General features: G+C 38.8%; 18 protein-coding genes. 13 read left to right on the top strand and 5 right to left on the bottom strand.

Annotated features, from left to right (window positions below; translation table 11 throughout):
- Window positions 1-187 precede the first annotated feature (187 nt).
- The 13 genes from Q5794_RS05540 (at window position 188) to Q5794_RS05600 (ending at window position 14,015) form a co-directional block, all read left to right on the top strand.
- Window positions 188-388 (top strand): DUF3311 domain-containing protein, encoded by a 201-nt coding sequence (locus tag Q5794_RS05540; protein ID WP_013055761.1) that lies wholly within the window; start codon window positions 188-190, stop codon window positions 386-388.
- Window positions 385-1,839 (top strand): sodium:solute symporter, encoded by a 1,455-nt coding sequence (locus Q5794_RS05545; protein WP_214985230.1) that lies wholly within the window; start codon window positions 385-387, stop codon window positions 1,837-1,839. Before Q5794_RS05540 ends, Q5794_RS05545 begins: the two co-directional genes overlap by 4 nt.
- A 580-nt stretch (window positions 1,840-2,419) precedes the next feature.
- The gene (locus Q5794_RS05550) at window positions 2,420-3,727 is read left to right on the top strand and encodes a HAMP domain-containing sensor histidine kinase (protein ID WP_214985233.1); all 1,308 of its coding nucleotides are present in this window, start codon (window positions 2,420-2,422) and stop codon (window positions 3,725-3,727) included.
- 1 nt (window position 3,728) lies between these two features.
- Window positions 3,729-4,652: a response regulator gene (locus Q5794_RS05555; protein WP_214985235.1), complete on the top strand. Its 924-nt coding sequence runs from the start codon at window positions 3,729-3,731 to the stop codon at window positions 4,650-4,652.
- Between the two features lie 216 nt (window positions 4,653-4,868).
- Complete coding sequence (locus tag Q5794_RS05560; protein ID WP_074894094.1) at window positions 4,869-6,140, top strand: cation:dicarboxylate symporter family transporter; 1,272 nt, start codon at window positions 4,869-4,871, stop codon at window positions 6,138-6,140.
- Between the two features lie 72 nt (window positions 6,141-6,212).
- On the top strand, window positions 6,213-6,407 hold the full coding sequence (locus Q5794_RS05565) for a hypothetical protein (protein ID WP_214985238.1): 195 nt from the start codon (window positions 6,213-6,215) through the stop codon (window positions 6,405-6,407).
- A 70-nt stretch (window positions 6,408-6,477) separates the two neighbouring features.
- The gene (locus Q5794_RS05570) at window positions 6,478-6,657 is read left to right on the top strand and encodes a YfhD family protein (RefSeq protein ID WP_013055768.1); all 180 of its coding nucleotides are present in this window, start codon (window positions 6,478-6,480) and stop codon (window positions 6,655-6,657) included.
- A 437-nt stretch (window positions 6,658-7,094) separates the two neighbouring features.
- On the top strand, window positions 7,095-7,559 hold the full coding sequence (locus Q5794_RS05575; protein WP_214985241.1) for a C40 family peptidase: 465 nt from the start codon (window positions 7,095-7,097) through the stop codon (window positions 7,557-7,559).
- Window positions 7,560-7,755: 196 nt separating this feature from the next.
- On the top strand, window positions 7,756-8,631 hold the full coding sequence (locus Q5794_RS05580) for an N-acetylmuramoyl-L-alanine amidase (protein ID WP_214985244.1): 876 nt from the start codon (window positions 7,756-7,758) through the stop codon (window positions 8,629-8,631).
- Between the two features lie 218 nt (window positions 8,632-8,849).
- The gene (locus tag Q5794_RS05585) at window positions 8,850-12,164 is read left to right on the top strand and encodes an Ig-like domain-containing protein (RefSeq protein ID WP_374988795.1); all 3,315 of its coding nucleotides are present in this window, start codon (window positions 8,850-8,852) and stop codon (window positions 12,162-12,164) included.
- Window positions 12,165-12,347: 183 nt separating this feature from the next.
- A complete protein-coding gene (locus tag Q5794_RS05590) occupies window positions 12,348-13,190 on the top strand; it encodes an aldo/keto reductase (RefSeq protein ID WP_374988796.1) in 843 nt (280 codons plus the stop codon).
- 404 nt (window positions 13,191-13,594) lie between these two features.
- On the top strand, window positions 13,595-13,762 hold the full coding sequence (locus Q5794_RS05595) for a Fur-regulated basic protein FbpA (protein ID WP_192996821.1): 168 nt from the start codon (window positions 13,595-13,597) through the stop codon (window positions 13,760-13,762).
- Window positions 13,763-13,811: 49 nt separating this feature from the next.
- A complete protein-coding gene (locus Q5794_RS05600; RefSeq protein WP_016766443.1) occupies window positions 13,812-14,015 on the top strand; it encodes an IDEAL domain-containing protein in 204 nt (67 codons plus the stop codon).
- Between the two features lie 529 nt (window positions 14,016-14,544).
- On the opposite strand, the gene Q5794_RS05605 is transcribed toward Q5794_RS05600, so the two are convergent.
- From Q5794_RS05605 to Q5794_RS05625, 5 genes are all read right to left on the bottom strand, one after another.
- Window positions 14,545-15,900 (bottom strand): arsenic transporter, encoded by a 1,356-nt coding sequence (locus Q5794_RS05605; RefSeq protein WP_029324963.1) that lies wholly within the window; start codon window positions 15,898-15,900, stop codon window positions 14,545-14,547.
- A gap of 245 nt (window positions 15,901-16,145) precedes the next feature.
- Window positions 16,146-16,286, bottom strand: coding sequence for a hypothetical protein (locus tag Q5794_RS05610; RefSeq protein WP_374988797.1), 141 nt, complete (start codon window positions 16,284-16,286; stop codon window positions 16,146-16,148).
- A 50-nt stretch (window positions 16,287-16,336) separates the two neighbouring features.
- Window positions 16,337-17,446, bottom strand: coding sequence for an o-succinylbenzoate synthase (menC, locus tag Q5794_RS05615; protein ID WP_374988798.1), 1,110 nt, complete (start codon window positions 17,444-17,446; stop codon window positions 16,337-16,339).
- On the bottom strand, window positions 17,443-18,270 hold the full coding sequence (locus Q5794_RS05620) for a GNAT family N-acetyltransferase (RefSeq protein ID WP_374988799.1): 828 nt from the start codon (window positions 18,268-18,270) through the stop codon (window positions 17,443-17,445). Before Q5794_RS05620 ends, menC begins: the two co-directional genes overlap by 4 nt.
- 22 nt (window positions 18,271-18,292) lie before the next feature.
- The gene (locus tag Q5794_RS05625) at window positions 18,293-19,099 is read right to left on the bottom strand and encodes a MurR/RpiR family transcriptional regulator (RefSeq protein WP_374988800.1); all 807 of its coding nucleotides are present in this window, start codon (window positions 19,097-19,099) and stop codon (window positions 18,293-18,295) included.
- Window positions 19,100-19,279 lie beyond the last annotated feature (180 nt).

The raw sequence follows: 19,279 nt of genomic DNA on the forward strand, positions 1-19,279 counted from the left end.
CTGCGAACTATAAGAAGAAATTATACTATTTATTCAGAAAAATGAAAACAGTATTTTTGTAAAACGGTACAGAATATTTTATTTTTTGGAGATTATTTCAGCTTAAATGCAAGCATTCCTTCATTGAATACACAGAATATGTGGTAATATAAAGAAGTTAGTTTTAGAAAGTCGGAGGAGTTTAGTCATGAAATTTATTTATATTTTGTCGGTCCTTCCGTTCGTAGGCATATTAGGTTTTCTCCCTTTTGTTAATCGAGTGACTCCGTTTGTTCTCGGTATGCCGTTCAATATGTTTTGGATGGTGATATGGGTGGTGCTTACGTCCATTATTTTAGGGGTTATGTACAAGCTTGATCCCAGAAATCGGGAAGGGGAAGAAGAATGAATAGTGCACTTATTATTATTTTATTATTTTTAGTGGCAGCTATTTTTCTTGGCATACGATCAACCAAAGGCAAGGATATGAACTTGGAGCAGTGGACGGTAGGCGGACGCGGTTTCGGGGCTGTTTTAGTGTTTGTGCTGATGGCCGGAGAAATCTATACAACGTTTTCGTTTCTAGGCGGAAGCGGATGGGCTTATGGAAAAGGAGCTCCTGCACTTTATGTCTTAATTTATATTAGCTTATCATATGTCTTATCATACTGGCTTCTTCCTGTTATTTGGAAGTATGCAAGAGATCATAAGCTCGTTTCGCAGCCTGATTTTTTTGTAAGCAAATATAAAAGCCCTTATCTTGGTGTGCTTGTAGCTGCTGTAGGAGTGATTGCCGTCATTCCTGTTATTGTTGTGCAGTTAAAAGGATTGGGGATTATTGTATCACAAGCATCATACGGCGCTATTTCGATGCCGGCAGCCATTTGGATGGGAGCCATCAGCTTAACGCTGTATGTGATGATATCGGGTATTCACGGTTCTGCATGGACGGCCGTTATTAAAGATATTATGATGCTTGCTGTCATTGGGTTTTTAGGTATTTATTTACCTTTCCATTATTACGGAGGATACGGTCCGATGTTTGAGGCTGTGAATACGGCGAAGCCAGGGTTTTTAAAATTTCCTGAGCAAGGCTTAAGCGTCTCATGGTTCATTTCGACGGTTATTTTACTAGTACTTGGGTTTTATATGTGGCCGCAGGTGTTTAGTTCAAGCTATACAGCAAAAAATGCAAAGGTATTTCGTAAAAATGCTATCATTAGTCCTCTTTATACGCTCATGCTGCTCTTTGTATTTTTTGTTGGATTTGCAGCTATTCTAAAAGTTCCTGGTTTAAGCGGAGGAGACGTAGATCTTGCGCTATTACGGATCTCAATCCAAACCTTTGATCCTTGGTTTATTGGAATTATAGGAGGAGCGGGTTTGCTGACAGCGCTTGTGCCGGGGTCGATGCTGTTAATGAGTGCGTCAACGCTGCTGGCTAAAAACATATACAAACCGTTTGCTCCTCAAGCAAGCGAAGCGCGTATTGCTCTTTTAGCGAAAAGCTTTGTACCGATTGTGGCCCTTATTTCTGTTTACTTTACGCTAAATGGAGGAACGACGCTGTCAACCATTATTTTAATGGGCTATAGTCTAATGACACAGCTGTTTCCATCTCTGCTTTTCAGTTTGAAGAAAAATAACTTTGTAACGAAACAAGGAGCAGCATGGGGGATTGTTGCTGGAATTATTGTAGTAGCCTATATTACAATCAGCGGGTCTACTATTGGGACGTTATTTCCGTCACTGCCTCAGCAAATGAAGGATATCAATGTCGGATTTATTGCGCTGCTTGTCAACTTTATAGTAATGTGGGCAGTCAGTATGCTCACGAAAAAAAATAGCGTTTCTGTATAAGAAGCGCTGTTTTTTTCTGATCAAACAGCAAAGAGCCAAAGGAACAGGATCATCCTTTGGCTCTTCATGTGGCTTTTAACCAATAATTTGTAAAATTTCCTACATCAACTGATTTACGCTAAAGCGGGAACTCGGTCGTTATAGTAAATAACTTCCGATAGGATCTTACACCCTTTAATCTCCTGAAATGTCTTTTTCGCCTCTACCTCTGATTCAAATTCAAACATAGTCGGACTTTGGTTTTTCGAGTAAACGGTAATGATCCACATTGTAAAATAAGCTCCCCTTATAAAATAATAGTTTTCCTTTTTAATGTAGCTATCAGGTGATGTAATAATAATTGAATAGTTGTGATACAGCCTCACATTTTAAAAGGTACTTCTACTATACAACAAAAATTACAAAATAAAACAAGAAAATCTAAAAAACTACAGAGAATAATGAAAGAGAATAAATAACTGTTTATATATGGGCTATATTTATAAATGGAAGTAGGAATGTAAAAAAATAAAGAGAAGAGCGATTGTCTTTTAGATTGCTAAACTATATACTTATGTTCAAAAAGTGCAGGAAGTGAACGATGAAAGTTGATACGGTAGTAAAAAAAGATGTTTTACTCATTCTGGTGATGATAGTCGTTGTGCCGCTAGCAGGAGAGCTTAAATATTATCCTTTTCATGATACGTATAGAGTTAGCTTTGCAGTGCCCATTTTTTTCTTTTCACTGCTGCTTTTAAGAAGAGTTTCTCCTGTAATACCAGGTATTTTAGTTGCGAGTGCTATAGTGGGCTTTCGAATGTACCTTGACTGGTATAACTATGAATCATTTGATTTTCTGCATTCTTTGCAGATCCGGTGCTCAGCAGGGATTTATTATCTTGTTTATGCAATTGCTTTTTCTTGGTTTAAGATTAACGATTTTCATTCAAAGCCGTGGATTATTGGCATATGGAGCATCATCATCGAAACGGTTTCAGGCGGAATGGAATTGTTTTTTATGTATGTAATGGTTCATCATCATATTGTGTTTCCGGCGTTCATGCAAATTTTTATTGTAGGCGTCTTTCGAAGTTTCTTTGTTTTATGCCTGTTTAGCATGATCAAACTTTACGAAGGTCAGCTGAGAGAACGACAAATCTCTCAAAAAAATGATCAGCTGCTTGTTGTGCTTTCAAATTTATATGAGGAATCCATTCATTTGAAAAAAACGCTGCAGGACGCTGAGCGGATTACGAAAAAGTCGTATGATTTATATGAAGAACTACACGAAGCGGATATTCACCAGCTTACTTCGCTGCACGAATTTAGCCAAAAAGCATTACAAATTGCAGGAGAAGTACATGATATTAAAAAAGACAACCAGCGGATATCAGCAGGACTGTCCAAGGTCATTACAAAAGAAGAATTTTCTGAGTATATGGAAATCGAAAGTCTGCTTCAAATCGTCATGCGCAGCAATGAAAAATATGCGGCGCTGTTAACAAAAGATATTCATTTTTCATATTCGATTTTAGGAGAGCATCCTCGCTATCATGTGTACTTGTTTTTATCATTAATTAATAACCTAGTAACGAATGCGGTCGAAGCGATTGAAAAAGAAGGCGCGATTATTATCGACGTATGTCGAGAAGAAGACCGTATTTTATTGTATGTAAGAGACAGCGGTCCCGGAGTGAAAAAAAGGCATGAACGTCTCATTTTTAAAGCGGGATTTACATCCAAGTATGCAAAGGACGGGACGCCTTCTACGGGTCTTGGGCTTGTCTACGTTAAGCAAATGACCGAGCAGCTGGGAGGGAATATTCAATTTGTTAATCTGTCTCCAAGCCCCGGTGTTCAATTTGCTATAGATTTACCTATTTCTACGTTAATGGGGGATAAGGACTAATATGCGATTTTATATCATAGATGATGACGAAGTCTTTCGTTCAATGTTAGCCGAAATTATTGAAGATAATGATCTAGGAGAGGTTATAGGAGAAGCAGAAGACGGGATTGTGTTAAATGATCAATTTTCTTTAGTGCAGCAGATCGATATTTTATTTATTGATTTATTAATGCCAATTCAAGACGGAATCGAAACCGTGCGCAAAATAAAGGATAGTTTTAAAGGGAAAATTATTATGATGTCACAAGTAGAAACGAAAGATTTGATTGGAAAAGCCTACTCGCTTGGCATTGAATACTATATCACGAAGCCGCTTAATCGTATGGAAGTGCTCATGGTCATTCAAAAAGTAATTGAACGAATTCATGTTCAACAATCAATGGAGAAAATTCAAGAATCGTTAAATACCGTACTTAATGTAGGAAACCAGCAAAAAACGCCTTCTTTTGGTAAAAAAGAAAGCGATCCGGCAGAAGCCTGCAGGTTTCTTTTAAGAGAACTTGGGATTTTAGGAGAAAGCGGAAGTAAAGATTTGATTGAAATCATCAATTACTTGCATCAAACGGAAAAAAGCACGATGTATGAACAGCATTTTCCTTCTCTCAAAGAAATATTTGAGAAAATTACCGTGAGAAAGCTTGGTTCATCTTTTTCAGAAGACGTGCTGCAAAAAGAAATGAAAGCAGCCGAGCAGCGAGTAAGAAGAGCCATTTATCAGTCTTTAAATCATTTGACCTCTCTTGGCATGGTTGACTTCTTTAATCCTAAATTTGAAAATTACGCTTCTAAGTTTTTCGATTTTTCAATGGTGCATCAGCGCATGAGAGATATAGAAAAAGGCACGGGAAAAAGCAGTACTCCGAGTCGTATAAACGTAAAAAAATTTATCCAAATGCTCTATTATGAAGTCAAACAAACGCTGTAGTAAAAAAACTATAGCGTTTTCATTTTGCAATTTTCTAAAAACTTTTTGTTAGTTTCAGTAGGTTTTTGTTAGATTTTGTGATGCCTGTGATAATGTAATCTTATGAATAAAAGAACTACTTAATAAACAGTTCTTAATGGAATTGTATCTCTTGAATACATTAAGTGCAAATAAACAGCTTCGAGCTGTTAGAAAAAAGAAGGAAGGTGCAAAGATATGTTCAAAAAGCTTGGATTAGCAGGACAAATTCTAATTGGTTTGATTGCAGGTATTATTGTAGGGGCTATTTTTTACGGAAATCCTAAAGCAGTTGAGGTGCTCCAGCCAATCGGAGACGTATTCATTCATTTAATTAAAATGATCGTGGTGCCGATTGTTATATCTAGTATCATTGTGGGCGTTGCGGGTGTTGGTGATATTAAGAAGCTTGGTAAATTAGGCGGAAAAACAATTCTTTACTTTGAAATCATTACAACGGTTGCCATTGTTGTAGGCTTATTAGCAGCTAACTTGCTTCACCCTGGTACTGGTGTGGACCGCAGCGGTCTTGAAAAATCAGATATCAGCAGCTACACATCAACGGCAGAAGCTACAGAGCAAAAAGGATTTGTAGAAACATTTGTTCACATCGTTCCAACGAATGTATTTGAGTCAATTGCTGCAGGCGACATGCTGCCAATTATTTTCTTCTCAGTCCTATTTGGACTTGGAATTGCATCAATCGGTGAAAAAGGCAAGCCGGTTTTAAGATTCTTTGAAGGCACGGCAGAAGCGATGTTTTGGGTGACGAATTTAGTTATGAAGTTTGCACCGTTTGGCGTATTTGCATTAATCGGTGTAACCGTATCAAAATTTGGACTAGCGTCTCTGATTCCGCTTAGTAAGCTTGTAATTGTTGCTTACGGCACAATGATTTTCTTTGTATTAGTTGTACTAGGACTTGTAGCTAAATGGGCTGGCGTTAACATCTTCCACTTATTAAAAGTGCTAAAAGATGAATTGCTATTAGCATTTTCAACTGCAAGTTCAGAAACAGTATTGCCGCGTATTATTGCGAAAATGGAAAAGTTCGGATGTCCTAAAGCGATTACATCTTTTGTTATTCCGACGGGATATTCGTTTAACTTAGACGGATCTACTCTTTATCAAGCGCTTGCTGCGATCTTTATCGCGCAAATGTACGGTATTGATATGAGCATCACACAGCAAATTTCACTGATATTAATTTTAATGGTTACATCTAAAGGAATTGCAGGAGTTCCGGGCGTGTCGTTTGTTGTACTGCTTGCAACGCTTGGCTCTGTAGGACTTCCGGTAGAAGGGCTTGCATTTATCGCTGGAATCGACCGTTTGTTAGATATGGGACGTACAGCGGTAAACGTAATTGGAAACTCACTTGGCGCGATTGTGATCTCGAAGTGGGAAGGACAATTTAACGACGAACATAAGAAAGCTTATATTAACGAAGTAACAAAAAAAGTATCGTAACAACAAAGAGTCTAGGACAAAAGCATTTTAGTTGAAGAAAGATCCGAACGAATAATCGTTCGGATTTTTTTCATGTCGATGCAGATTTTATCTGTGCAGTTGCTTCTAGTTGTTGATTGGAGAACAAGGCGAAGACTCCCGCGGAAAGCGAAATTTTGTATGGAAATCAACGGCCGTGTAACAAGTGATCCATACCAGCTCATTCATCCAATTTATTCGGCTTTAGATGAGATTTATTTAGTTATGTCTCAATCTTTTTTCGTTTGAATTTGCTTTAAAAAATTGGGAATAGTAACTAAAGATGAAAAACAAATGATTGATACAAGGAGGTCACAACATGGGAAGAGCAAATAATCACAAATCATCACATAACAACAAAGGGTCACTGCCTCAAACACCAAAAGAGTTAAAAATTGCTCCTGATCAAGCAAATGAAGAATTTTCACGTGAGTTAGCGCAGCATCATGATGCTAAAGCGAAACAGGACTTAATTTTGAAACAGCAAAAAGAAAAGTAAAAGAAAAAGAGGTTGGACAAAAATGTTTTAATCGAAGGGAAATCCGAACGATGAATGGAGACTCTAACTCGTTCGGATTTTTTTACGATGATGGTAAACGTAGGTTTCGGGTATGTAGTTGCTTTTAGCGGTTGATTGGAGGGCAATACGAAGACTCCCGCGGAAAGTGAAGTCTTGCACGGAAATTAACAGCGGTGTAACAAGTAATTTATACCCGATCATTTATCTCATTTGTTTGTTTTTAGTTGAGTTGATTTCGGTATGTCTCAATCTCTTCTATATACATCGGAAGATAAAAATACCTCAGTAACCATTTTGTAACATTATTTAATCATAGCGTAATAGTTTTTGAGGCTTTTTTCATTATAATTAAACCGAACATATTGAAAAATAAGTTCATAGAAACGTAACGTTCGGTTACATAATGGAGGAAAAAAATGAAAAAAGCCATCATTGGGTCTATAACGGCAGCGACAGTCTTATTTAGCGGAGGCAGTCCGTTTATTGCACCTGCTCAAACAGTAGAAGCAGCGTCATATTCATACAAAGACACGGCTATTGCTACTGGTAAAAAATTAATGGGTGTTCCTTATAAATGGGGAGGCACAACAACAAAAGGTTTTGACTGCTCTGGATTTATTCAATACATTTTCAAAAAGGCTGGAAAAACACTTCCGCGCACAACGGAACAAATGTATCGAGTAGGGACAAGCATTTCAAAAGCAAAGCTTCAAAAAGGAGATTTAGTTTTCTTTCAAACGTATAAAAAAGGTCCTTCACATGTAGGCGTGTACTTAGGAAATAATCAGTTTCTTCAAGCTTCTACGTCTAAAGGCGTGACGATTACATCTCTTAGCAACAGCTACTGGAAAGCACGTTATATTGGTGCAAAACGGATTTAACCATCCGTCATTTTTTTGGAAAACAACACTACATTATGTAGTGTTGTTTTTGTTTGCATATACATAACATATTGCCGATATTATTTTTTAACGTTTTATACAAAAAAATCCATATTCTATGAGATAATAACGTTAACACATTTTGTACTTTAACATAAGGAATATCCCACTCTATTCGAAAGTTTGGTGAGCGAAGATGAAGCGCTTAGTATGGAGTTATGGAATAGGTATTGTTGCAATAGTAGCAGTACTCTCATTTTTCTTTATGATGAAAGGTCAAACAGAGAAAGCCGTCGTTAGCGGAAATGTACCAAAAGCTCATGCGCAGGGAGAAAGAGTGAAGCAGTCCATCTCACAGTTCCGGGCAGTACAGCCTCATGAAGCAGGTAATGAAGTGAAAAATGTAAAAAACAACATGCCTGAAAAAGCGGATCCTCCTTCTTTTTTAGTCTACATTGACCCTGGTCATCAATCTCAGGCTAACCTAGAGAAAGAGCCAATCGGACCGGGATCAGCAGAAACAAAATTAAAGGTTTCCGGAGGCACATCAGGCGTAGTGACCAAGAAGCCGGAATACAAGCTGACGTTGGAAGCCTCTATGATATTAAAACAGCTGCTCGAAGAAAAAGGCATAACCGTAAAGCTTACTCGGAGTTCTGATAATGTAGATATCAGCAACCGGGAACGAGCGGAGCTTGCGAATAATTCAAAAGCTGATCTGCACGTACGTATCCATGCAGATGGTTCTGAAAATGCTTCTGTAAAAGGATTTTCTGTGCTCACTCCTGCAAAAGATAATTCCTATACGAAGTCTATTTATCAAAACAGTCTGCAGGCATCTCAAGCTATTTTGACAGAGGTGAAAAAAGATCAGTTTGTCGAAGTAGACGGCATTCGTTATCGCAGTGATCTTTCGGGGTTTAACTGGTCGACTGTACCCGTAACGCTAGTAGAGCTCGGGTATATGACGAATCCAGAAGAAGACCGGAACCTGTCTGATCAGGCTTATCTTACAAAGCTGATGAATCATATTGCAGATGGTATAGCGGCATATGAAGAAATGACAAATTAAAAGGTGAAAAGACCTATAAAAATGTGTGACTAAATCAATTGATTTATGTCACACGTTTTTTTTTGTCGTTCATATGATATAAAAAAGCATTTTTTCGACAAAAAAATGGACGAGCAAAGAAGAAAACTGGGTAAAATGCTTTAATTTTTATAAAACTGTGTCGATATAACGAGTGATATTAAAATGCGTTAGACAGTACATGAAAATGGGGGAACAAGATGAGAAAGTTAACGGCATTAGCTTTAGTACTAAGCGTACTGCTGTTTCAATTCACGCCGCTTGCTAGCGTGAAAGCTGAAACGGTAGAACCAGTTGTGTCTGTAAAATTAGTAAACTATTTAGGAGATCAGCATGCAATTACAATTAAGCCGTCTTATTTATACACTATTAAAAACTCGGATTTGGTCTTAAATGCAAATACAGAGTATACGGTAACCGCCACAACTCAAGGTGTCACTCTAAAACAAGGAAGCACTGTCTTAGGTGATTTTACAAGCTTTGAAATTACACCGTCTCTTTATAAAAATCCCGTATCTATTAACGGCAGACAGTACTTAGGGGACGTTGCGTTTACAAATGAAAAGGGAACTTACGTCAGACCTGTTAATACGCTGCCGATTGAAGACTATTTAAAAGGTGTTGTGCCAAATGAAGTCTATACATCTTGGAATCTGCAAGCCTTAAAAACTCAGGCAGTAGCAGCGAGAACATACGCAATGAGCTATGCAGGAAAAGTAATCAATGACACGGTAAGCTATCAAGTATACGGCGGCTATACGTGGTATGACAGCACAAACAAAGCAGTAGATGAGACATTCGGACAAGTAGTAACGTACAACAATAAATTAATCAACGCCGTTTTCTCATCAAGCAACGGCGGAAGAACCGAATCAAACAGCAATGCCTGGGGAGGAACTCAGCTTTCTTATTTTCCGGTGAAAGAAGATCCATACGACAAGCAGACACCGTGGACGTTAGCTATTCAAAAAACGCAAATTGATTTAACAGGAAAAGATTTAGCTAACTATAGCGCTTGGTGGAATACGGTTTCTGAAAAAGATAAAACCGTTACGGATAATTTGAAGTCATGGTTAGTAGCCAATAAGCATCCTGGTAAAACGATTAAAATTACGTCTATTCCAAAGGTGAGTTTTTATGCTACTTCATCAGGAGGCCGTGTGACTAAAGGTGCGATTACAGTGGACTATCTCGTTAAAGGAGATGTAGACAGTTCGCAAAAACTAGTGGTTCATCATTTGGAATTAACAGGTTTAACATCGACGAAGCTAAAATCGATGTTAAACAGCCGTGCAATGCTTAGTCTGCTTGTAACGGAAACAAATGAAACAAGCACATCAACAACTTTTAATGGTAAAGGAAATGGACACGGTGTTGGGATGAGTCAATACGGTGCTCAAAAAATGGCAAGCGTAGGAAAAGACTATCGTGAAATTTTAGATTTTTATTATCCAACAACTACTCTTTTAAGTTTTTATACAACTAAATATCCGCGAAGAGAGCAGGAGCAAGAAGCACCGAAAGATACGGTTGCGCCTGATGCACCTTCAGTTAGTACACTAGGAGACAACCAAACATCGCTTACGGGCGTGACAGAACCAAATGCTTCTGTTATTGCAAAAGTGGAAAATGAAGTAATTGGAACGGGTCTTGCTGACGAAGCTGGAAAATTTGCAATTACGATTGCCAAGCAGCCAGCAGATACAAAAGTATCGGTAACGTCTAAAGATGCAGCTGAAAATGAAAGCACGGCCACAGTGGTGACCGTAACGGATCAAACGCCGCCTTCTGTTCCAATTGTAAATGAAGTAAGTGACCAAGATACGACCGTAACAGGCGTAACAGAAGCAAACGCCGCCGTGACGGTAAAAGCGGGCGATGCAACGTTCTCTGCAGTAGCGGATGGTAACGGTACATTTACTGTTTCAATTCCAGTACAAATAGGTGGAACAACAATAGCGGTAAGTGCAAAAGATAAAGCAGGAAACGAAAGTCAAGCTCCTTCTTTTGCGGTTAAATCTACGTTAAAAGCACCGCTTGCACCAAAAGTAAATGCAGTAAGTGATCAAGACGCAATGCTTAAAGGAACGGCTGAAGCAAATGCGACGGTCATCGTTAAAAACGGAAGTCTTCAGCTTGCAGCAGGCAATGCAGATGCTAAAGGAAATTACAGCATCTCAATTGCGAAACAAAAAGCAGGAAGCACGCTGTCTGTAACAGCTCAAAATGCAGGTGGAACAAGTTCAGCCACTGCGGTAACCGTACAGGATAAAACGGCACCAGCTGCGCCAAAAGTAAACGCAGTAAGTGATCAAGATACAAAAGTTACAGGTACAGCAGAAGCAAATGCGACGGTTACTGTAAAAGTGGGAACAACAACTGTGGGAACGGCTAAAGCAGGTGCAAACGGAGCGTTTTCTGTTGCCATTTCTCTGCAAAAAGCGAATACAAAGCTAAGCGTACAAGCAAAAGATGCAGCAGGAAATAACAGCTCTGCATCGACTGTAATCGTTACAGCAAAGCAAAAAGCTCCGGTAAAACCGACAGTTAATGAAGTGAGTGATCGAAGTACAGCCGTTACGGGTACAGCAGAAGCAAATGCGACGGTTATCATTAAAAACGGAAGTCTTCAGCTTGCAGCTGGTAAAGCGGATGCCAAAGGAACATACAGCATCTCGATTGCAAAACAAAAAGCAGGAAGCAAACTGTCTGTAACGGCTGGAAACACAGCGGGCGTAAGTCCAGTTATAACTGTAACCGTGCAGGATAAAACAGCACCCCCTACACCAAAAGTAAACGCTGTAAGCAATCAAGATACAGTAGTAACGGGAAGCACAGAAGCGGGCGCAGAAGTGCATGTGAAAATTGACAAAAAAGTAATTGGCAAAGGAAATACAAAATCGGATGGAACGTTCAGCATCACCATTCCAAAGCAGCCTGCTTCTACAAAATTAGGGGTTATTGCAAAAGATGCAGCCAATAACTACAGCTCCAACGCGTTTGTAACGGTCAGTGCCGCGCAGACAAAACCAGCGCTTCCAATCGTTAATATGCTTACTGAAAAAAGTACAGCCGTAACGGGAACAGGAGAAAAAAATGCATCTATTTATATTAAAGTAGGCGGAAAGATTATAGCAAGTGGAAAAATTGATGGAAACGGCAAGTTCAGCGTAAAAATTCCTGCCCAAAAAGCAGGAACAGAAGTGACGGCAGTTCTGCAAAATAAAGTAGGATACAGTCCGTATAAAATTGTAAAAGTACAAGACACAACGCCGCCGGCACCTCCGGCAGTGAATGCCGTTACGTCTTTGTCCACCTTTATCTCTGGAAAAACAGAAGCAAATGCCGTGATTACGATTAAAAGCGGTACAAGGCTGATCGCATCAGGCAAAGTAGATGGCAAAGGGCAGTTTAAAGTCGCTATTCCAAAACAAAAAGCAGGCGTAAAGCTGGCTGTGACGGCAAAAGATGCCGCTGGAAATACAAGTTCAGCAGTCAATATAAACGTTAAATAAAAACAAAAAAGAATTCTCTGCGGAGGATTCTTTTTTTAGTGATTTTTAAGTGGGATAGAAGGTTACTAAAAAGTTACCTTAGAACTTTGAAGTGCCTAACTTACTTTAAAGTGGGTTCTATCTTTTTCTTTTTTTCTGTTTCATAATAACAAATGTAAAGAAATTAGTAGGGGGTTTTTTATAATGAGTAATCATTTGCAAGATACAGTAACACTTCACAACGGAGTCAAAATGCCTTGGCTTGGACTAGGTGTATTTAAAGTAGAAGAAGGGCCTGAATTAGTGAATGCGGTGAAAACAGCTATTGTCAAAGGCTATCGCAGCATTGATACGGCAGCTATTTATGGAAATGAAGAAGGTGTAGGAGAAGGAATTCGCCAAGGTCTGAAAGAAGCAGGTCTTTCACGCAAAGACATTTTTGTTACATCAAAAGTTTGGAACGCAGATTTAGGCTATGAAGAGACGCTGGCTGCTTACGAAACAAGCTTACAAAAGCTTGGCTTAGAATATTTAGATCTATACTTAATTCACTGGCCGGTAGAAGGTAAGTATAAAGCAGCGTGGAAAGCATTAGAAACGCTTTATAAAGAAGAAAAAGTAAGAGCTGTGGGCGTAAGTAATTTTCAAATTCATCATTTAGAAGACTTAATGAAAGATGGAGATGTTAAGCCTGTTATTAACCAAGTGGAGTATCATCCTCGTTTGACGCAAAAAGAGCTGCATGCTTTTTGTCAAAAGCACGATATTCAGCTAGAAGCATGGTCTCCTCTTATGCAAGGAGAATTGCTAGATAACGATGTGTTAAAAGGAATTGCTGAAAAACACGGTAAATCAGTTGCTCAAATTATTCTGCGATGGGATCTGCAAAACGGAGTTGTAACGATTCCAAAATCGACAAAAGAACATCGTATTGTTGAAAATTCATCCTTATTTGATTTTGAATTGGATGCTGAAGACGTAAGTAAAATTAATGAATTAAACCAAAATCACCGAGTAGGTCCAGATCCGGATAATTTTGATTTTTAATAGAAGAACTAAGAGGCTGGGAGAAAAGTATTTTAGCCCAGGGGAAAAACGAACCATTGATCAACAAGTTTGATGAGTGGTTTGTTTTTTTTGTTATGGTGAATACAGCTTCATCTGTTTCGTCCCTTCTAGCAGTTGATTGAAGGGCAAGGCGAAGACTCCCGCGGAAAGCGAAGCTTTGCACGGAAATCAACTGCAGTGTTATAAGCGGTTCAGCTCATGTATCTCATTTGTTCGTCTTTAGGTTGGATTCATTTAGTTATGTCCCGGCCTCTTTTTATGCATTATTACATAAATTTAACATTTTCTTCACAGTAAGCTAAAGGACGGGCCGTATGATAAAGAAAGGTCGTGAAAGATAGAGAAATCATTTCATTTTTAAGTGTAAAATAGGCGGTGTAACGATGACAAAACAAGCTTACTCTCACATACAATGTAAAAAAACATCAATGATTGATTTATTGCTGGATGCAGGGGTTTATAAAAAAGGAAACAAGCAGCTATATGAGCTTACGCTTCAAGAGCTAGAAACAGAATACGAAGCTATTTTACAACAGCACATATCCCGATGAAATTTTGATACATTGCTAGAATTTGTTATAATAGAGGAAAGGATAGGAGTTGATTTATATCGAAAAGCACCCGACAGACTCGCAGCCCATCCGTATGGATATCCTCGATTCTATATTTGCTAAAATGGTATTAAATAAGGCTATCCGAGATTTTAGAAGAGATCAAATTTTACGTGAAGTCGATCAAACATTAGAAGAAAGAAACAAAGAGAAATTTTTTCAATTAATTGAAGAATTAAAATCGATTTCGTGAAGGGCGTTCGCGCGATAGAATTTGATTTTATCATTTTAGCATATAAAAACAGGTAAGAAGCGGCATGCTTAGTTACCTGTTTTTTTGTTGTCTTATTGCAAAACAAAGCCTTACATAAGAAGTGCACCTTGCTAGTAATAAAGACAAAAAGAGCAAGTCTAATGTACTCACTCTTTTCAGAAAGGTATGGGTGTTACTGAGAAAATGAATGTCACTCTCTAAATGTTGCGTGTGGGGTTTAGAAAGTTCTATGCAACTGCATATTTTCTAATTCATTCGCTCTATGTATTGTTAAAGTAACAATATAACCATATCTTATCACATGAAGGAAATTCGATTCAATATATTTATTGATTTTCTTTTTAAATTGTTCTAAATAATTAGTGAATGTAAAAAAATGTTTTTATTAGGTGAATGTGTATCTATGAAAAAACAATAGAAAAATATAGTGGGTTTTTATGAGAGACATTTGTTTATTTCTGACGGACTGTAAGCTTCAAAAGAGTACAATCCGTCCTGTAAATCAGTATTAAGAAAAAATGAGCTGAACCCAGTAGAATAGGAGGAAAAGCGTAACGATGGTGGTAAGCGGGATAACGATAAGTGATACTTTTAAATAATCTTTCCATTTTACCTTGATATGATTTTCTTTTAAAATATGCATCCAAATAAGAGAAGCCAGTGTTCCAATCGGCAATAAAAGCGAGCCCATATCACTTCCAATAATATTAGCAAGATAAATGGTTTTAAGAGTAATGGGATCGAGCCCCATTTCAGTCAAGGTAATGGTTCCAACCATTAGGGCGGGGTGATTGTTAAACAAGTTAGAGAGAATGGAAACAAGTCCTCCCATGATAAAGCTTGCTTCAAAAAGCCCTCGATTCACAATTGGTTCGCAAATTTTTACAAGTAGCTCTGTCAATCCTACGTTATGCAATCCGTAAATAATAACGTACATTGAAAATGCAAAAACGAAAATGTGCCATGGCGTTTTCTTTAAAATATCAATCGGGTTTGTACGTAAGTGATACCATCTCCAAATAAGTAGGATCAGTGAGCCCAGTACAGCAACCAATTCGATTGGTATGCCGAAATAAGAGGCGACAAATAGGAGACAGCGCATAACAAACACAAATAATAAAACTTTCAGCATAAATTGTGTGCGTTTACGCTTTGTTTCAACAGAAATGCTTCCTTTTAAGGGGTGAAACTGTTTCGTAAAGAAACTTTCTTCTATATCTTTTGAAGCATGCGGCAGTTTTTTTGGCAAATGGCGTTTTAAGACCGTATACATGAGCCAAGACATAAATAATAAACCAAGTGTCGCCGGTACAAACATCATCGCCGTGTGCATATAAAGCGACATATGAACAATTTTTAAGGCAATCAAATTGACAATATTACTTACACCTATAGGCGCGCTGGAAGCGGTAGCAATAAGCGCTCCACTTAAAAGGTAGGGGATCTGCTGGTGGGGTTTTAGCTGAAGGTTTTTCAAAAGTAGAATTAAAATTGGAGTGGTAATTAAAATACTGCCGTCATTATTAAATAGTAAAGTCATTAAAAAGCAAAGCAGTTGAATGTACCAATATAATCGGTACCCTGAGCCTTTGGATAAACTCACTAGCCGTGCAGCTGCCCAGTGGAAGAATCCGAAACTTTCTAATATGACGGCCATGACAATGGTGGCAATAATGGTGATAGAAGCGCCGCTTATCTTTCCGAAAATATCAACAATGTCTGATTTAGATACAATGCCTGTAAGCAGGATAATGGCTGCTCCTATGGATGCCGGCCATGCTTCGTTGATGCCGTTTGGCCTCCAAAAAATGACGAGCATTGTCATTGTAAACACGAAAATGGCAATTCCAATTTCAATATTCATCAGTATGCTCCTTTCTTCTAAAATTTGTAATGAATATACCCTTGCATGTCCCTTACACTCTATTTATATTCATTTATTACTAGAAGGATTGTGCATAAGACCATTTTTGCTAATATGTTTGTTTATCTTGCCAAGGCACGTATCATCTCGGGAGAGGAGCCTATGAAAAAGAGGCTGGGACATAACTAAACCCATCCAATCTAAAGAGAAATCAATTGGATAAAGGAGCTAGTCGGCATTGCTTTTTAAAACGCTGTTGATTTCCATGCCAGACTTTGCTTTCCGCTTGTCCCGCAGGAGTCTTCGTCTTGCCCGCCAATCCACAGATACACTATATACATGAAACCTACGCTCACCATATCAATAAAAAAATCCGAACCATTCATCGTTCGGATTTTCCTTCAGCTAACATACTTTTGTTCCAGCCTGTTTAAGATTAGCAAGTATAGACTTTTTCGTGTAAAGTTAGCGCTTGTATCTGATCGTGATCAGGTTCATAGCCGATGCCTGGTGTATCAGGAACGGAAATAATACCGTTGTCGACCGTGATTTCCGGATGAACGATATCACGCGGCCAGTATTTAGATGATCCGGCCGTATCTCCGGGAAGCTTAAAATTAGCAAGTGTGGTAATGGCAATATTATGTGCTCGTCCGATACCTGATTCCAGCATGCCGCCGCACCATACGGGCACACCGTGAGTTTGACAAAGGTCATGAATTTTTTTGGCTTCTGTTAGTCCGCCTACTCGTCCAATTTTAATGTTAACAACTTGTGTGCTTCCAAGTTTAATAGCTTTTCGAACGTCTTCAGCTGAATGAATGCTTTCATCTAAGCAAATGGGCGTGCGCATGCGGGCCTGCAGTTCAGCGTGATCAATTAAATCATCATGAGCCAACGGCTGTTCAATCATCATTAAATCAAACTCATCAAGCTGAGCAAGGTGATCAGCATCTGCAAGCGTATAAGCAGAGTTCGCATCAACCATCAGCGGAATAGAAGGGAACCCGTTTCGAACCGCGCGCGTCAAGTTAAGATCCCAGCCCGGCTTAATTTTAATTTTGATCCGCTTATATCCTTCATTCAAGCCGGCTTCAATTTTTCGAAGCGTTTCGTCAAACGTAGGCTGAATGCCAACGCTGAGACCGACTTCAATTTGACTTTTACTGCCTCCTAGCGCTTTAGATAGAGAGAGGTTTTGCCTGCGCGCATACAAATCCCAAACTGCGCCTTCTAACGCCGCTTTTGCCATGTAATTGCCTCGAATATGAGCAAAGCGTTGAGATACTTCGTCAGGATGCTGAATTTCTTTCTGTTGAAGCAAGGGAATTAAAAAATCCTCCATAATGTGCCAGTTTGTTTTGAGCGTTTCTTCTTTATAAAAAGGATCCGCGCACGCTACGGATTCAGCCCAGCCGGAACGTCCGTCTTCGTCTTGAATTTCTACTAAAATAAAATCTCGATCCACTTCTTTTCCGAGACTTGTGGTAAACGGATGAAGTAAATCCATTTTTAAATGCCTTAAAATGACGTGTTTTATGTTCATTTTTGCACCTCTTTTTTCATTAAAATATAAAAATGAACGGGTGCGCTGCTTTCTGGATACTTCATGAAGCCTGTTACTTCAAATCCTTTTGCAAAACACGTTTGAAATACGTGTCTTGTACGTATCCGCCAGTCCAATGCAAGAGAAGGAGAGACTTCTTTCATTTGCTGAAAAGCAGAAGGAATAGCTACAGACACGACGTTATGATCCAACAATTTTTCATCAATATCTGTAACAGAAGGAAATCCTTTATCCGTTAACGTCCATTGAGTAAGCGATGCGTCCATTATTTGATCTGGCGTATAAAGAGGCTGAGCTCGTTTTGTATCCTCTGCGGATGCCCATTCTACAACAAATCGATCCGAAGGCAAGTTGGCATTTAACGGGTCGTTCATGTCTCCATAGCAGTTTTCAATATATGTAGAACAAACGGCTCCAAGCTTTCCAATATTTAAATACCCATTGGCGCTTTCTAGAGGATCATACGTCCAGCTGATATATGAATAGCCCTTTTTTTTACTTTCCTGGCGCTGCGCATGCTTGAGCTTAGCACCGATACCCATGCTGCGATAGGCAGGGTCAACTGCTAATATATGAGAACATAAGTAGACGCACGTTCCGTCAAACCCTGGAAAACTATATTGAAAGCCAATCAGCTTTTCTTCTAAAAACGCCCCGAGCACAAGACCTCCGTTTTTAACAGCGGTTAAGGTTTGATGAACGGGCGTTGCTTCTTCTTCTCCCCAGACGCGGCTTTCTAATGCACGTACGTCTTCTAGTTCAGTGGTTGTTGTAAGTGAACGAATCGTTAAGGCTTCAGTCATTTGTTTACTTCCTTTCTATTATCTATTCTAAAAAGATGCCTTGCTCAGCATAGAGCTTTTCCAAGTGTTCTTGTCGTTTTCCAGCCGTTTTTTCCTCTCTTTTTTGCATGCTGCTAATTACAATTTGAGATAGGGCAAGAAGCGATAAAATATGTTCGGTTGTTCCGGCTAAAAGCGTGATATCAGCGATTTGACCTACCGGAGACAAACGGCGGTCTGTAATAGCAATTACTTTCGCTCCTTGTTTTTTAGCCTGCTGAGCTACTTCAAGTGCTTCTTTTGTATACCGCGGCAGTGAAAATACAACAACAGCAGATTCACTAGTAAGATTGCATAGCGTTTCAAACAAAAATCCTGTTGGAAAAGATAAAAGAACATGATTGCGAAGCTGATTCATTTTATAATACAGCCAGTAAGCTGCCGTATGAGATTCGCGGAAACCCGCAATATACACTTGATCACTTTTGATAAGCGCATCTACTGCTTGAGATAATTCCTTTTCGTCAACGGGGGAAAGCCATTCACTAAAAGGTTTCTTTTCTTCCGCTGCAGAATCAGCTGCAGGCTTGCTAGCTGCTTCTTTTGATTCGGCAGAAGAAAGCCATTCTTTTCGCATTAGCTCCTGCAAATCGGAAAAACCATTTAACCCAAGTGCGTAAGCTAGACGAATAACAGTTGTTTCACTGACACCTGCTTCTTTGCCAATTTGCCCAGCTGTGTACAGCGAGCCTTTTTCCATAAAATTGACGAGAAACTCCGCCACTTTTTTTTGACCGCGAGAAAGGTCAGAGAATTTATGTTTAATTAATTCTTGAAATGATTGATTCATATAGCCTCCTAGAAAAAGAGAAGTTATAACTTCATAAAAATATATTAATGCATTTTTAACTTCATTTCAATTGCTGTTTCAAAATAAAAAGAAGTCCTCGTGATATAATAAATTGATTATTCAAAAATAAATGCCGTTATTCAAAAACGAATTGTATTTTATTCAAAAATGAATAGAAAG

This window comes from Priestia megaterium (assembly GCF_041941685.1).
Classification (GTDB): domain Bacteria; phylum Bacillota; class Bacilli; order Bacillales; family Bacillaceae_H; genus Priestia; species Priestia megaterium_C.

Excerpts from the sequence above, each read along its gene's own strand:
- Q5794_RS05540 (WP_013055761.1), top strand. The coding sequence starts at position 188 with ATGAAATTTATTTATATTTTGTCGGTCCTTCCGTTCGTAGGCATATTA.
- Q5794_RS05545 (WP_214985230.1), top strand. The coding sequence starts at position 385 with ATGAATAGTGCACTTATTATTATTTTATTATTTTTAGTGGCAGCTATT.
- Q5794_RS05550 (WP_214985233.1), top strand. The coding sequence starts at position 2,420 with ATGAAAGTTGATACGGTAGTAAAAAAAGATGTTTTACTCATTCTGGTG.
- Q5794_RS05555 (WP_214985235.1), top strand. The coding sequence starts at position 3,729 with ATGCGATTTTATATCATAGATGATGACGAAGTCTTTCGTTCAATGTTA.
- Q5794_RS05560 (WP_074894094.1), top strand. The coding sequence starts at position 4,869 with ATGTTCAAAAAGCTTGGATTAGCAGGACAAATTCTAATTGGTTTGATT.
- Q5794_RS05565 (WP_214985238.1), top strand. The coding sequence starts at position 6,213 with ATGTCGATGCAGATTTTATCTGTGCAGTTGCTTCTAGTTGTTGATTGG.
- Q5794_RS05570 (WP_013055768.1), top strand. The coding sequence starts at position 6,478 with ATGGGAAGAGCAAATAATCACAAATCATCACATAACAACAAAGGGTCA.
- Q5794_RS05575 (WP_214985241.1), top strand. The coding sequence starts at position 7,095 with ATGAAAAAAGCCATCATTGGGTCTATAACGGCAGCGACAGTCTTATTT.
- Q5794_RS05580 (WP_214985244.1), top strand. The coding sequence starts at position 7,756 with ATGAAGCGCTTAGTATGGAGTTATGGAATAGGTATTGTTGCAATAGTA.
- Q5794_RS05585 (WP_374988795.1), top strand. The coding sequence starts at position 8,850 with ATGAGAAAGTTAACGGCATTAGCTTTAGTACTAAGCGTACTGCTGTTT.
- Q5794_RS05590 (WP_374988796.1), top strand. The coding sequence starts at position 12,348 with ATGAGTAATCATTTGCAAGATACAGTAACACTTCACAACGGAGTCAAA.
- Q5794_RS05595 (WP_192996821.1), top strand. The coding sequence starts at position 13,595 with ATGACAAAACAAGCTTACTCTCACATACAATGTAAAAAAACATCAATG.
- Q5794_RS05605 (WP_029324963.1), bottom strand. The coding sequence starts at position 15,900 with ATGAATATTGAAATTGGAATTGCCATTTTCGTGTTTACAATGACAATG.
- Q5794_RS05610 (WP_374988797.1), bottom strand. The coding sequence starts at position 16,286 with ATGAATGGTTCGGATTTTTTTATTGATATGGTGAGCGTAGGTTTCATG.
- menC (WP_374988798.1), bottom strand. The coding sequence starts at position 17,446 with ATGAACATAAAACACGTCATTTTAAGGCATTTAAAAATGGATTTACTT.
- Q5794_RS05620 (WP_374988799.1), bottom strand. The coding sequence starts at position 18,270 with ATGACTGAAGCCTTAACGATTCGTTCACTTACAACAACCACTGAACTA.
- Q5794_RS05625 (WP_374988800.1), bottom strand. The coding sequence starts at position 19,099 with ATGAATCAATCATTTCAAGAATTAATTAAACATAAATTCTCTGACCTT.